Source organism: Streptomyces flavalbus (assembly GCF_042674625.1).
GTDB lineage: Bacteria > Actinomycetota > Actinomycetes > Streptomycetales > Streptomycetaceae > Streptomyces > Streptomyces flavalbus.
In genome coordinates this window covers 3,823,258-3,837,200 of record NZ_JBHTEB010000001.1, presented here as the reverse complement: position 1 = coordinate 3,837,200, position 13,943 = coordinate 3,823,258, and the positions used below count along the sequence as shown (strand labels likewise).

General features: G+C 73.8%; 9 protein-coding genes. 3 read left to right on the top strand and 6 right to left on the bottom strand.

The genetic code is table 11. The features are described from left to right. The first annotated feature begins 5 nt into the window (after window positions 1–5). Entirely contained in the window at window positions 6–1,121 is a 1,116-nt protein-coding gene (locus ACFQZ6_RS17185; protein ID WP_381609848.1) for a M23 family metallopeptidase, read from the top strand. Between the two features lie 75 nt (window positions 1,122–1,196). Here the strand turns inward: ACFQZ6_RS17185 and ACFQZ6_RS17180 are convergent, their stop codons facing one another. The 4 genes from ACFQZ6_RS17180 to ACFQZ6_RS17165 form a co-directional block, all read right to left on the bottom strand. Next, window positions 1,197–2,603, bottom strand: a complete 1,407-nt coding sequence (locus tag ACFQZ6_RS17180) for a PrsW family intramembrane metalloprotease (RefSeq protein ID WP_381609845.1) — start codon at window positions 2,601–2,603, stop codon at window positions 1,197–1,199. 40 nt (window positions 2,604–2,643) lie between these two features. Then, a complete protein-coding gene (gene trmB / locus ACFQZ6_RS17175) occupies window positions 2,644–3,465 on the bottom strand; it encodes a tRNA (guanosine(46)-N7)-methyltransferase TrmB (RefSeq protein WP_381609842.1) in 822 nt (273 codons plus the stop codon). Window positions 3,466–3,597: 132 nt separating this feature from the next. Further along, entirely contained in the window at window positions 3,598–4,668 is a 1,071-nt protein-coding gene (locus tag ACFQZ6_RS17170) for an FAD-dependent oxidoreductase (RefSeq protein ID WP_381609839.1), read from the bottom strand. Window positions 4,669–4,739: 71 nt separating this feature from the next. Next, window positions 4,740–6,164, bottom strand: coding sequence for an MFS transporter (locus tag ACFQZ6_RS17165; protein WP_381609836.1), 1,425 nt, complete (start codon window positions 6,162–6,164; stop codon window positions 4,740–4,742). 780 nt (window positions 6,165–6,944) lie between these two features. Here ACFQZ6_RS17165 and ACFQZ6_RS17160 point away from each other — a divergent pair. Then, window positions 6,945–9,023 carry an asparagine synthase-related protein gene (locus ACFQZ6_RS17160; RefSeq protein ID WP_381609832.1) on the top strand — a complete coding sequence of 693 codons (2,079 nt, stop codon included), beginning with the start codon at window positions 6,945–6,947 and terminating at the stop codon, window positions 9,021–9,023. Window positions 9,024–9,057: 34 nt separating this feature from the next. Here the strand turns inward: ACFQZ6_RS17160 and ACFQZ6_RS17155 are convergent, their stop codons facing one another. Continuing rightward, complete coding sequence (locus ACFQZ6_RS17155; RefSeq protein ID WP_381609829.1) at window positions 9,058–11,001, bottom strand: sigma-70 family RNA polymerase sigma factor; 1,944 nt, start codon at window positions 10,999–11,001, stop codon at window positions 9,058–9,060. A gap of 201 nt (window positions 11,002–11,202) precedes the next feature. Next, the gene (locus ACFQZ6_RS17150; protein ID WP_381609827.1) at window positions 11,203–11,976 is read right to left on the bottom strand and encodes a TetR family transcriptional regulator; all 774 of its coding nucleotides are present in this window, start codon (window positions 11,974–11,976) and stop codon (window positions 11,203–11,205) included. A gap of 374 nt (window positions 11,977–12,350) precedes the next feature. Between ACFQZ6_RS17150 and ACFQZ6_RS17145 the strand changes: the two genes are divergently transcribed. Beyond that, window positions 12,351–13,730, top strand: coding sequence for an NAD(P)/FAD-dependent oxidoreductase (locus ACFQZ6_RS17145; protein ID WP_381609824.1), 1,380 nt, complete (start codon window positions 12,351–12,353; stop codon window positions 13,728–13,730). Window positions 13,731–13,943 lie beyond the last annotated feature (213 nt).

The following is a 13,943-nucleotide window of genomic DNA, read 5'->3' as shown; positions in this document are numbered from 1 at the left end:
CCTACGTGGCGTCCAACCGGCCTGGCCCTGACTTCGGCTCCGATCCCGGTTCCGTCGACACCGCCGTCTACGGCGACCCCGCTGTCTACGGCGACCCCGCTGTCCACGTCGACCCCGCTGTCCACGTCGACACCGTCGTCTACGGCGGCGAGCGCACCGACGAGGGCCCCTGGGAGGAGTGGAACCCCACCGCGGACTCCATCCGCCCCGTACGAGGTCGGCACCGCGTCAGCAAGCAGCGCGGCGGCGGACTGGCCCGCAGCTCCACCGTCCTCGGCGTCGGCGTCATAGCCGCCGTCGGCGCGGGCGGCATGGCCACCGCGCAGACGGGCAAGCCGCCGGTCTCCATCTCCATACCCGACCTGCCCTCCGTCGGCTCCCCCTTCTCGGACGACGACTCCGAGGACACCGCCGCCGAGCCCACCGAAGAGGCCGCCACCCCGCTCAGCAGCGTCGGCGTCACCACCACGGACACCGCCCAGGGCACCACCGACGCCGGTGAGGCGCTGCGCGCCCGGATCATGGCGCAGGCCGAGCAGCAGCAGGACCAGGTCGACACCAAGGCGCAGCAGGCCGCCGAGGCCGCCGCCGCGAAGGCCGCCGCCGCAGCCGCCGAGAAGGCGGAGGAGGAGGCCGCGGCCAAGGCCGCCGCCGAGAAGGCCGCCGCGGAGGAAGAGGCCCGCAAGAAGGCCGAGGCCGAGCGGCTCGCCGAGCTGGCCCGGCAGTACACGCTGCCGACCTCCTCGTACACGATCACCTCGACCTACGGTCAGGCCGGTGCGATGTGGTCCTCCGGCTACCACACCGGCCTGGACTTCGCCGCGCCCACCGGCACGCTCATCAAGGCGGTCCACAGCGGCACGATCACACAGGCCGGGTGGGACGGCTCGTACGGCTACAAGACCGTCCTCACCCTCGATGACGGCACCGAGATCTGGTACGCCCACCAGTCGTCGATCAGCGTCAGCGTCGGCCAGAAGGTGACCACGGGTGACGTGATCGGGCGCGTGGGCGCGACGGGCAACGTCACCGGGCCGCACCTGCACCTGGAGATCCACCCGGCCGGGGGCGGCGGGGTCGACCCGCTGGCCTGGCTGCAGAGCAAGGGGCTCACGCCCTGAGGCGTCGCGCCTCCTCACTCCTTCCCTGATCCCCGGCGGTCCTGACGGCAACCCCCCGACGTCAGGGCTGCCGGTTCAGTGTTGGTAGGGATTGTGGACCGGCTGAGCTGGAAGCACTGGGTAGGCCGCGTAGGGCGCCTGCATCGGCACCGGCCGCCACCCGTATCCGTACCCGTACCCGTCGTACCCGTACACCGGCCGCACCGGCGCCGTCATGCGTGCCGCGTGGTCCAGGGCCGGGCGGGCTACGTCCCTGCGGGCCCACAGTTCGTGCAGCAGTTCCCGTTCCCGTACGGCGAAGTCCGCCCCGGCCCGGCCGCGGCGGCCCCGGTGCCGTAGGAACGCGAGGGACGTCGCGTACGCCTCGTACTGCGCCACCGTGCGCGCCGCCGGTTTGCCCAGGTGGTGACCGGCGTACTCGCGGGCCAGGCGGCGGGCCCGCAGCGAGCCGAGCGCGTACGGCTCGGCCGGGGTGAGCCAGCCCGCGGCGGCGTAGGCGGGCAGTTCCTCGCGTACGGTGCGCAGTTCGCGTTGGCGGGTGTAGACGGCCAGCCAGACCAGCAGGCCGAAGACCGGGACCATGAACATGCCGTACACCGCGAAGAAGCCGTACGGGCCGAAGGACGCCGAGCCGTTCCACAGGGCGTGCGTGCCCATCGCGAGCAGCAGGCCCGCCAGCGGGAGCAGGACCCGGCGCACGTGCTGGCGGTCGGCGCTGAGCGCGGCGATGCCGAAGCCGATGCCGGTCAGGACGGTGAACAGGGGGTGCGCGAACGGGGACATGATGATGCGCACGAAGAACGTCGCCGCGGTGACCGACGCGATGCCGCTGCCGCCGGTGAGCTGGTCGGTGCCGAAGGCGGTGCCGAGGTAGAGGATGTTCTCGGTGAAGGCGAAGCCGGTGGCGGTGACACCGGCTATGACGACGCCGTCGACGATGCCGGTGAAGTCCCTCCTGCGGAAGAGGAAGACCAGGAGCACGGCGGCGGCCTTGGCCGACTCCTCGACGACCGGGGCTATCACCGTCGCGCCGAGGGTGTCCGCGCTGGCCGGGTCGGCGGTGGTCGTGGCTATCCAGCGGGTGGCGAAGCTGTTGGCGACGATCGCTATCAGCGCGGCGGCGCAGGCGCCCCAGGCGAACGCGAAGACGAGGTTGCGCCAGGGGCCGGGGGCGACGCGGTCGAGCCAGCGGAAGGCGGCGACGAGGAGGGGGACGGGGAGGACGGCGAGGCCGAGGCCCACCAGGAAGCCGTCGGTGCCGGTCTCCCTGCGGACGAGGGCGAGGATGACGAGGCCGGAGAGGGCGAGGAGCGTGACGAGGGCGCCGTAGCGGACCCAGGTGCGGTGCCACCAGCGGGCGCGGGGGGTGGGGGTGGGGGGCTGTGCTGCGTACGCCGGGTACGGTCCGTACGTTCCGTGTGCTCCGTACGTTCCATGTGTTCCGTACGTTCCGTGGGTGGGGTACGGGGGACTGGTGGCCACGGCATCGACCCTAACGGGGGAGTGGCGCCGTCCGTGGTGGTCAGGCGCCGGGGTGAGGCAGGTCAGTGTGCTGTAGGCGCTGTACGCGGCGGAAGAGCAGGTCGTTCACGACATGTCCCTTGTCCAGTCCCTGGCCCTCGAAACGGGTGAGCGGGCGGTGGGCGGGCCGGGGGGCGTAGCCGCCGTCGGGCTGGGTGTTCTCGAAGGCGGGGTGGGCGGTGAGGACGTCGAGCATCTGCTCGGCGTACGGCTCCCAGTCGGTGGCGCAGTGCACGAGCGCGCCGGGCTTGAGGCGGGTGGCGGCGAGGGTGAGGAAGTCCGGTTGGATCAGGCGCCGCTTGTGGTGCCGCTTCTTGGGCCAGGGGTCGGGGAAGTAGACGCGGAGGGCGTCGAGGGAGTCGGGGGCGAGCATCTCGCGGAGCAGGATGATGGCGTCGCCGTTGCCTACGCGGATGTTCGTGAGGTTGTTGCGGTCGGCGAGGTTGAGGAGGTTGCCCTGGCCGGGGGTGTGGACGTCGACGGCGAGGATGTTGGTGTCGGGGTCGGCGGCGGCCATCTGCGCGGTGGCCTCGCCCATGCCGAAGCCGATCTCCAGGGCTACGGGGTTGGGGGTGCCGAAGAGTGCCTGGAGGTCGATGACCGCGTGGCCGTCGATGTCGAGGCCCCACTTGGGCCACAGGCGCTGTAGGGCCTCGGCCTGGCCGGTGGTGACGCGGCTCCGGCGCGGCTGGAAGCTGCGGATCCGGCGCTCGAAGTGCGAGCCCGCGGGGTCGGCCTTCGGGCCGTCGGGGAAACGCGGCTCGCCCTTCGCCCGGCTGGGGGGTGTGGGGGTGGTGGGGTGGTTGCTCAACGACTCAGACACAGTGCGACCGATTTTACGGCGCGGGGTGCCCGCGGCGGCCCACCCCGCGGTACGGGCATCCGCTGCACCCCCACCAGCGCCGGGCCGCGTATACCGCGTATACCCACCTCCGCACTCACCCCGAGCGCACCCCTACCCCGACCCCAGAACCCCCAGCACCCTCCAAGCCACCGCCCGCCCCATCGGCAGGGACGCCGTCGTCGCCGGAGACGGGACGTTGAGGACGTGGACCGTGTGGGGCGCCTCGTGGAGGAGGAAGTCGTCGGTCGGCGTGCCGTCCCGCAGCCGTGCCGTCCCCGCGGGCGTCAGGTCTGCTGCCCGCACGTCGGGCAGCAGACGGCGCACCGCCTCGGTGAAGGAGCTGAGGTCGGCCCGCGTCGCGTGGGGGCCGACGTGGACCGTGCCGTCGATGCCGCGGGTGAGGTGGACGCCGGGGAGCGGGGACGTGGGGTCCGGCACCGGGTGGACGAGGCCCCGGAGCAGGTCGGGGCGGTTGAGGGTGTAGTACTCGCCCCGGGAGGACACCGTGCGCACGGCGGGGGTGTCGCCCGCCATCCGGGCCACCTCGGCGCCGTGCGGGCCCGCGCAGTTCACCAGTGCCCGGGCGCGCAGCACCGTACCGTCCGCCGTGTGGACCGTGACTCCGAGGGCGGGGCGTCGGTCGATGTGGACGACCTGGGCGCCGTAGCGGATCTCGGCGCCGGAGGCGTCGGCGAGTTGGCGGGTGACGCCGACGACGTCGCAGACGCCGGTCGTGCCGACGTGGATGGCGGCGATGCCGCGCACGGCGGGTTCGTGGTCGGGGATCTGGGCGGCGCCGAGTTCGCGGACCGGGATGCCGTTCTCCCGGCCGCGCTGGACGAGGGCGTGCAGGCGGGGCAGTTCGGCGCGGTCGGTGGCGACGATCAGCTTGCCGGTGACGGCGTGCGGGATGTCGTACTCGGTGCAGAATTTGATCAGTTCGGTGGCGCCCAGGATCGTGTAGCGGGCCAGGGGGGAGCCGGGGCGGTGGTGGATGCCGCTGTGGATCACCCCGGTGGTGGGGGGTGCGGGGGCGGGCCGCTTCTGTTGGTCCAGGACCGTGACCCTGGTGCCGGGGGCCGTGCGGGTGAGGGCGTAGGCGGTGGACATGCCGATCGTGCCGCCGCCGATCACGAGGACGTCGCAGTCATGCCTACGCGTCGGGGCCGCCGCCACCCGCACCACCTCCCACTCAGATAGTGCACTGCGCCACTGACAACGCCTTCAAACCCGGTGGCGGTGGGGTGGCGTTCCTATGCCGGTGCCATGAGGAGGGGGCGGGCGCGTTCGCGGAGTTCGACGACGCGGGGCTCGTCGCCGTAGGGCTCCAGGCGGTGCAGGAGGTCCTTGACGTACTCCGTGGTGCGGGCGGAGGAGATGCGTCCGGCGACCTCGACCGCGCGGACGCCCTGTTCGCAGGCGGCGTCCAGGTTGCCCGACTCCAGTTCGGCGACCGCGGAGACGACCAGGCGCAGGCCGTGGGAGCGGACGAACTCCTCGGTGGGTTTGGAGAGGGCCTGCTCGGTGAAGCGGCGGACCTGGCGGGGTGCCTTGAGGTCGCGGTAGCACTCGGCCGCGTCGGCGGCGAAGCGGTCGTAGGAGTAGAAGCCGAGCCAGGACGGGTCGCTGTCACCGGGGCGGGCGCGCTCCAGCCAGCCCTCGGCGGCCTTGAGGGCGCCACCGGCGGCCTGGGCGTCTCCCGCGCGCGCGTGCGCTCTCGCCTCGACCAGGCGGAAGAAGCTCATGGTGCGGGCGGTGGCCAGGCCGCGGTTGCGTTCCAGGGCGGCCTGGGCGAGGTCCACGCCCTCGTCGCCGAAGCCGCGGTACGTCGCCTGGAGCGACATGGAGGCGAGGACGTAGCCCCCGAGGGGGACGTCGGCGGCGGCGCGCGCGAGGCGCAGGGCCTGGATGTAGTAGCGCTGGGCCGCCTCCTGCTGGCCGGTGTCGAAGGCCATCCAGCCCGCGAGGCGGGTCAGTTCGGCGGAGGCGCCGAACAGGGCCCTGCCGACCTCGTCGGAGTAGGAGCCGAGGAGGAGGGGGGCCGCCTCCACGCGGAGGCACTCGGGGACCATGGACGAACGCCAGTCGCCGCCTCCGTACTTGGAGTCCCAGCGCCTGGCGTCCTCGGCGGCCTCCCGTAGCTTCTGCACGTCGCTGTGGCCGACTTTGAGCGGTGCGCCGGAGCCCTCCGAGGGGTTCGCGTCCCGGGCGACCGAGCTGTCGGCCGGGGTTATGAGCCAGCGGGAGGCGGGTGTCGCGTAGGCGCTGACCGCGAAGGAACCGGCGAGGGACTGCCAGATGCCGCCGGAGCCCGCCCGGCGTCCGGCGAGGTCGAGGCGGTACAGCTCGGTCGCCGACTTGACCGCCTGGCCCACGTCCCTCGGGAAGGCGAGGCCCACTTCGGGCGCCGGGTCCGCGTCCGCCAGGCCGATCTCGTGCAGGGGGACCGGGCGGCCCAGCTTCTGGCCGATGGCGGCGGCGATGAGGTGCGGTGCGGCGCCCTGGGGCACCATGCCCTTCGACACCCAGCGCGCCACCGACGTCTTGTCGTAGCGAAGAGTCAGACCTCGCTGTGCGCCAAGATCGTTGACGCGTCGGGCGAGGCCCGCGTTGCTGATTCCCGCGAGGGCGAGAACGGCGCCGAGTTTTTCGTTCGGCCCGCGTTGCTCCCTGGACATGCGCCACCCCTCGACACAGACGGCTGCCGCGCTGGCATAACCACGCGGCATTCGTAAACCCAGCGTAGTTCGCCGCATCCCATGCGTTAAGAGGCATTGTTCCGGATGGCGGGATTGTGGTCCGCACGGGAGTACGGGCTCTGCACGCACGGTTGCGGTGTGCCCCTGGTGTGTGGCCGTGCGCCTGCGCGTGCGCTCTTCTCCGGCCATCCGGGGAGCGGTTCCATGGCTCTGCGTGGGTCGGCCCGCTGTACTGGATCCAGTGGGCTGGGGGACACCGCCGCCTTCATCCCCGCGGGCGGCGGACGGGTCCGGGGGGCGGTGTCCGCCCTCCGGACCGCGCGCCGTCGGGCGGTGCGCAGAGCATGTACGGAGCGTGCACGGAGGACGGCCTCGCGGCGTGCCGCGATCAGGATTTGGCCGAAAATCGACCCCGTGACACGTGGGTGATCAGCCCTCTCACCAGAGGAATTGAGGGCGCGTTGGAAGTTTTAGGGGAGCGTTTGGGGGCGCATTCGAGTCGCTGTGACGACGGTCGAATTCCGCTGCTTCTTGAGTCAGGCTGTGATCAACTCCTTTGGTTCTGTGCATAGTTCGTTCTTTGTGGCGGACGCTGACGCGCGCGTGGTGTGGTTTGCGCGCCGGGGCGGGCGTGGGTGCGCGGGGCGCACCCCGGGGATCGCAAGCGGCGCCGCCGACCCGCTCCAGCGCGCCCTTCGTGGCAGCATGGGGAACCGGTTCGTACGGTGCACTGGTTGTCCACAGCCTGTGGAGGCGGCGATGCGGTGGTTGGTGGGTTGGAGCAGCACCGCCGCGGGAACGGGCGCGCTCGGTTCGGCGGGCGCCACCGGATACGACGGTGAGACCCTGCACCCGGTCGGCTCCCAACTCCTGTGGGGCGACCCCGATCCGCTGTGGGCGGTCGGTGACTGGCGGCCCGACGAGGTGCGCGTCGTCAAGGCCGACGAGCAGAACCGGATCGCGGTCCTCGGCGTCTGCGGCGCCAGCGACGAGGAGCTGCGGCTCGGGCTGTTCACCGCGCGCGGTGGGGCACTTCGGCATCTGACCGCCTGGCCCGGCAGCTACACCGTCGTCGTCCAGGTGGGTCGGCGGATCACGGTCTGCGGTGACATCGCGGGCGCCCGGCCGGTGTTCTACACCCCGTGGGCGGGCGGCACCGCCTACGCCACCGCCGCGCTGCCGCTGGCCGACCTCATCGAGGCCAACCTCGACTTCGGGCACCTCGCCGCGCTGCTCGCCGCCCCCGACGTACCGGCCGCGGTGCACGACTCCACGCCGTACGACGGCGTACGGCGCATCCCGCCGGGGCACGCGCTGATCCTGCGCACCGGGGCCCGGGAGATCGCCGGGTACGAGCCCGTCGCCTCGCTGGCGGTGGCGGCACCCCCGGCCGACCCCGACCGTGCCGTGGCCGACGTCAGGGACGCGCTCGTCGACGCCGTACGGGCCCGGCTCTCCGCACCCCGGCACGTCCCTGACATCGACCCCGGGCCGGTGCCGGGCATGGGGCCCGCGGAACGGCGTGCCGCGCGCGGGATGCCGGTCCCCGGGATCGGCGCCGACCTGTCCGGCGGGCCCGCGTCGGGGACGCTGGCGCTGCTGGCGGCCGGGCTGCCCGGGATGCCGGGCACCGTCCTCGGGCACGGCACCGGCGCGGGGGAGCGGCTGCTGGCCGTCACCTTCAACGACCTGGCCGTCGGCGGGCGCGAGGCCGAGCTGGAGCGGGCCGGTGCGCTCGCCGCCAACCCCCGGCTGCACCACGTCGTCGTCACCGGCGCCGAGGAGACGCTGCCCTACGCCGACCTGGAAGGCCCGCTGACCGACGAACCCGCCCGCAGCCTGGTGTCGGCCGCCCGGCACCGCGCGCGCCTCGCGGCGGGCAGTGCCGACCACTTCACCGGGTACGGCGCCCGGCAGGTCCTGGACGCCCACCCCGCGCGCCTGGCCGACCTGCTGATGGACCGGCAGCGGCGCCACCTCGTCCGGCCGGTGGCCGCGCTGGCGAAGGCGGACGGCTCGGTGATGGTCCCCGCGCGCGTGTACGCCGCCGCCCGGCGGCTCGCCCGGACGCCGTACCGCGCGGGCCTCGAAGACCTCGCCGAACGGCTGCGGCAGCGCCGCTTCGACGAACCCGGGGGCGCCGTGGCGGCTTCGCTCGCCGCGCTCACCTGGGCCAGACCCGGGCCCGCGGCGCGCTGGCTGACCGGGGAGGCGCTCGCTGAAGTATCGGTTCGCTTGCACGGGGCCACCAGCAGGTCGGGCGTCGGTCCCGGGCAGCGGCCCGGCGACTTCCAGGCGCGCGCCGCGCTCGCCCGGGAGGCCGCCGACCTGCGCGTCCTGGAGCAGGCCGCCGAGATCCGCTCCCAGCGGCTGCACACGCCGTTCCTCGACAACCAGGTCGTCCGCGCCTGCCGCGCCCTCCCGGAGGCGCTGCGCGTGAAGCCGGGGGCACGGGCCGCCATCCTGCGTACGGTCCTGGAGGGCGCCGGGGTCACCGACCTGCCGTCCGGCTGGGGCGTCCCCTCACCGGCACCGGCGGCGGCAGCGGCCCGCGCGGGACTGCGGCTGGCCGTGGAGCCGCTGATGGGGCTGTTCGACACGCCGCTGCTCGCGCAGGCCGGGCTGGTCGAGGCCCGCGTGGTGCGCAAGGCGCTGCGGGGCGCCGTACAGGGGGAGCCGCTGCCCCTGGACGGCCTCGCCGATCTGGTGTCCCTGGAGTTGTGGCTGCACCGCCTGCTCGCCCGCCGCGGCACCTGCTGGACCGGCACCCCCGCACGCGCGCGTGCCGTACCGGCGGGCATCCAGCCCAGGCGCGGGGCGCTCGCCTCCGGAGGGTGAGCCCCGGGTTCTCCCGTAGGGCCTGGGCGCAGGCTCAGGCGCAAGTGAACCTGGAGTCCGCCCAGTTCGCCAGCGTCACCGGGTCGAAGTGGCTGTGCGGCTCCACCACCAGGCGTACGGTCGCGTGGCCGGTGAGGTTCACGTGCACCGGCACCGCCGGATCGCCGCCCTTGACCCTTCCCGACCGCCAGAGCCTCGTGCCGTCGGCGTAGACGGAGAAGTACACCTGGCCGAGCTTCATCGTCATGTCGTCGACGCCCACGAACGCGTCGTACGCGGTGCACGCGCGGTTGAGGTCGATCGTGACTGAGGACTCGCCGTGCACGGTCACCCCGCGCGCGTACTGCTGGTCGGCGATCGACAGGCCGTCGCGCTGCCACACCCAGCTACTCTCCGCGCGCCGCATCTCGGGCTTGGTGCCGTCGCCGGTGGAGTCGTACGCCAGCTCGCTCCACTGGTAGACCGTCGGGGCGGGCGGAGGCGGAGGCGGGGGTGGGGGCGGGGGCGGCGTGGGCGTGGGCGTCGGGGTCGGCGTGGGGGTGGGGGTGGGTGTCGGGGTAGGAGTCGGGGTCGGTGTCGGGGTGGGGCTGGGGGTCGGACGAGGGCTCGGGGTCGGGGTCGGGGCCGCCACCGGCTTGACCGGCGGGAGCGTCGGCTCGGGCCGCGTCGGGGGCGGCGGCGCCGGGGGTTCCGGCTGGGCCGCCGGGGCCGAGGGGGGCGGCGGCTTGGCCACCGGGCGGGCGGGCGGCTCCTCCGCGCCGGTGAGCGCGAGCGCCACCACCGCGACCGCCGCGGCGACCACCCCGGCCGCGATCCCGGCCTTCGCCGGTGCGCCCAGCCCCTCCGAGGCCGCCGCCCCGCCGCCCGCGCCCCCGGACGACCCGCCCGAGGCCGCCGCCGCCCCCGCGGCGCCCGCCGCGCCCGCTCCCGCGCCACCGGCGATGAGCCCGGCCGCCTTGGCGTACCCGGCGGCGCCGAACCAGCCGATGACCGCGACCGGCACGACCGCCGGGATGCCGCTGGCGACCTCCTCGATCTGGCTGGCGGCCAGACGGCACTTGGCGCACTCCTCCAGGTGCTTGCGCAGCCCCCGCTCGGCGCGGGTACGGAGCCTGCCGCGGGCGTAGGTGCCGAGCTGGTCGGCGTACCGGGCGCACGCCTCGTCGTCGGCGAGGGCGGCGCTGACGTGGGCCTGGAGGTACGCCTGCTTGAGGCCCTCGCGGGCCCGGCTGGCGAGCACGCGCGTGCCGTTGGCGTCCAGGCCGAAGAGGGTCGCGACCTCGCTGGGCGACTCGTCCTCGACCTCGGTGTGCCACAGCACCGCCTGCCAGCGCTCCGGCAGCGAGCGGAAGGCCCGCATCGCCATCGACTGCTCGGCCTCGTGCATCGCGCGCACGTCGGCGCCCAGGTCGAGGGTGTCGGTGTCGGACACCTCGGAGGCGCGCGTAGCCTGCGTGGCGAACACCGCGAAGTCGTCGACCAGTTGCTCCCGCCGCGCGGAGTCCGTCCAGTTGGCGGCGGTCCTGCGGACGCTGGTCAGCAGGTACGCGCGTACGGCGTGCTCGGGACCGGAGCCGCCGCGCACCGCCTGGAGCATCCGGGCGAAGACCTCGGCGGTGAGGTCGTCGGCGGTGTGCGCGTCCCGGCAGCAGGTACGGGCGTAGCGGCGCACGGCGTCGGCGTGGCGCCGGTACAGCTCCTCGTACGCCGTGTCGTCGCCGCCGCGCATCCCGGCGATCAGTTCGGCGTCGGACGGCGGCAGCTCCCTGGGCGGCGGCAGGACGCTGCCCTCGCGCCAGTCGCGCTGCTGGGGGACGAGGTTCTCCTCGTCCGGGGTGTTCGGCGGCTCCGCGGCGGGGGGACCCTGTCGCGGGACGTCCGCCCGGCCGCCCTGCTGCGGCACCTGGGGCGTCGCCGGGCCGCGGGCGTCCGCGTCTCCGCCGCCCTCGGCTGATCCGTCCCGTCGCTCACTGTCCATCGCGCGAAGCCCCCGCCGCCTGCCCAGCCCTCAAGAACACCGGGTCAGCGTGCCACACCGGTTTCCGGCCGCGACACGCGCGGATGACCCATCCACTCGTCCGTGGGGACAAACCGCACGGCAGTGCTAGACCTCATCCGTCCGGGGAAGGAACGGACCTTCCCCGGACGGCAGATGAGGCGACGGTGCCCGGTCGCGCCCTCACGCCGGGCGGGACCGCAGCCCCTCCAGCAGGATGTCCAGCAGCCGCGCCGAGGCCGCCGCCTGCTGGGCCGCGTCCGGCAGCGAGGGCGCCGCCGTGGCGATCACCAGCAGGACGTCCGAGACGGACACGTCCGGCCGCAGCTCGCCCGCCGCCCGCGCCCGCTCCACGAGCTGGCCCACGACCTCCAGCAGCGCCGCCGCGCCGGTGTCCTCCGCCAGGGACGCCGCACCCGCCGCGCCCTCGTCGGAGACCAGCCGCAGCTCACCGGAGCCCGGCTGCACCCGCTGCTGCGGCACCCGCGCCGCGTCGAACCCGTCCGCCGCGCCGCCCTCCTCCGCGACCCCGACCCGCAGCACCTGCGGCGGCAGCAGCCGCCCGGCACCGGAGGCCACCGAGGTGCGCAGGAAGCGGGAGAGCGCCGACCACGGTTCGTCCTCCTGCCCGAGCGCCGCACGGGCCTGGTCCGTCAGCCGGGCCGTCTCCTCCTCGGCTATCCGCCGCACCAGGACGTCCTTGCTGGGGAAGCGCCGGTACACCGTGCCCACGCCGACCCTCGCGCGCCGCGCCACGTCCTCCATCGGCGCGCCGTACCCCAGCTCGCCGAAGACCTCGCGCGCCGCGCGCAGTACGTGCTCCAGGTTGCGCTGTGCGTCCACCCGCAGCGGCGCCTGGCGCGGGCCGTCCCCGCGTCCGTTGCCCGCCGCGGTACCGACCGGGCCACCAGGTGCGATGGCAGAAGCGGTAGACCAACGAGAGTCCTGAATGTGCATACGAAATCCCCCGGTAATGACGTCTCCCCCCGGAGACTCCCCGCCATTGGAAGCCGGAGCGCGTGGAACGGGCCTGAACCCCGGGCCCGCCCGTCGCGGACCCGATGGGCGCATCCCCCTACACCCCGTCGACACACGAACATAGTTGAGAGACAGTCAATTCAGAAGGGGCAGGTTCCGCACGGGACGCCCCTCGATCGGAGTACGGGTCGTGTACGCCCGGATTGCACCCCCGCCAGATCCCCGACGCACGCCCTCTGACCTGCACCGCTGCCCCGTACACCGGCAAACCGGCCAGCCCGTGCCCGACGCGGCCTCCAGTCATACGAATCGTCGAGGCTGTGGACAAAGTCGAGCGCCGGGTGCGTCATGGGATGGTGAAGGAACGTGCGCGCATTCTCGTTGTCGGCGGTGGCTACGTCGGGATGTACACGGCCCTGCGCCTCCAGCGCGGGCTCAAGCAGGAACTGCGCCGGGGCGAGGCGGAGATCACCGTCGTCACCCCGGACGCCTACATGACCTACCAGCCGTTCCTGCCGGAGGCCGCCGCCGGGAACATCTCCCCCCGCCATGTCGTCGTCCCCCTGCGCCGCGTCCTCGACCGCTGCGACGTCGTCGTCGGCGAGGTCCGCTCCGTACGCCACGCCGACCGGACGGCCACCCTCACCACCCTCGCCACCGAGGAGGAGGGCACCGGCCCGCGGGAGCTGCCGTACGACGAGATAGTCCTCGCGCCCGGCTCCGTCTCCCGCACGCTGCCCATCCCCGGCCTCGCCGAGCACGCCATCGGCTTCAAGACCGTCGAGGAGGCCATCGGGCTGCGCAACCACGTCATCGAGCAGATGGACATCGCCTCCTCCACGCGCGACCCCGCCGTCCGCGACGCCGCCCTCACCTTCGTCTTCGTCGGCGGCGGCTACGCGGGCGTGGAGGCGCTCGCCGAGCTGGAGGACATGGCCCGCTACGCCGCGCGCTACTACCACAACGTCAAACCCGAGGACATGAAGTGGATCCTCGTCGAGGCGTCCGACCGCATCCTCCCCGAGGTCGGCCCCGAGATGGGCCGCTACACCGTCACCGAACTGCGCCGCCGCAACATCCAGGTCCTCCTCGACACCCGCCTGGAGTCCTGCGCGGACCGCGTCGCCGTCCTCAGCGACGGCCAGCGCTTCCCCACCCGTACGGTCGTGTGGACCGCCGGGGTCAAACCCCACCCGCTCCTCGACGCCACCGACCTGCCCCGCACCGAACGCGGGCGCCTGAGGTGCACCGCCGAGCTGAGCGTCGAAGGGCACGCGCACGCGTGGGCCGCTGGTGACGCCGCCGCCGTCCCCGACGTCACCGCCGCCGACCCCGGCCGCGACTGCGCCCCCAACGCCCAGCACGCCGTCCGCCAGGCCCGCGTCCTGGGCGACAACATCGTCCACAGCCTGCGCGGCGAACCCCTGGAGACGTACGCCCACGCGTACGCCGGTTCCGTCGCCTCCCTCGGCCTCCACAAGGGCGTCGCCCACGTCTACGGCCGCAAGGTGAAGGGCTTCCCCGCGTGGTTCATGCACCGCACCTACCACCTCAGCCGCGTCCCCACCTTCAACCGCAAGGCACGCGTGGCCGCCGAATGGACCCTCTCGGCCCTCTTCAAACGGGAGATCGTCTCCCTCGGCTCACTCGAACACCCCCGAGCGGAGTTCGAACTCGCGGCCGGGGGAAAGCCTCCTAACGACACTCCCGACGACCCGAAGGGGTCGTCCTGACCGGACCCAGGAACTCTGGCGGCCACCCCGGCGTCTGACGGATGTCGGCCCGGTCACCCAGACTGCAAGACTGGTCCACGACTGACAGGGGGACGGACCACCAGCCGCCCCCCGAAACCCACAAGGCTGTTCCCAAGTGCTGCATCTTCCGGGGGTTGTGACACCGTGCGGCGACCGCCGCGCGGCTCCCCAGGGCCCCGGCCGGGTCCGGAG

Bases quoted from the DNA above. Each gene is read 5' to 3' on its own strand.
- ACFQZ6_RS17165 (WP_381609836.1), bottom strand. From the start codon at position 6,164: ATGTCCAGGGAGCAACGCGGGCCGAACGAAAAACTCGGCGCCGTTCTC.
- ACFQZ6_RS17160 (WP_381609832.1), top strand. From the start codon at position 6,945: ATGCGGTGGTTGGTGGGTTGGAGCAGCACCGCCGCGGGAACGGGCGCG.
- ACFQZ6_RS17155 (WP_381609829.1), bottom strand. From the start codon at position 11,001: ATGGACAGTGAGCGACGGGACGGATCAGCCGAGGGCGGCGGAGACGCG.
- ACFQZ6_RS17150 (WP_381609827.1), bottom strand. From the start codon at position 11,976: ATGCACATTCAGGACTCTCGTTGGTCTACCGCTTCTGCCATCGCACCT.
- ACFQZ6_RS17145 (WP_381609824.1), top strand. From the start codon at position 12,351: ATGGTGAAGGAACGTGCGCGCATTCTCGTTGTCGGCGGTGGCTACGTC.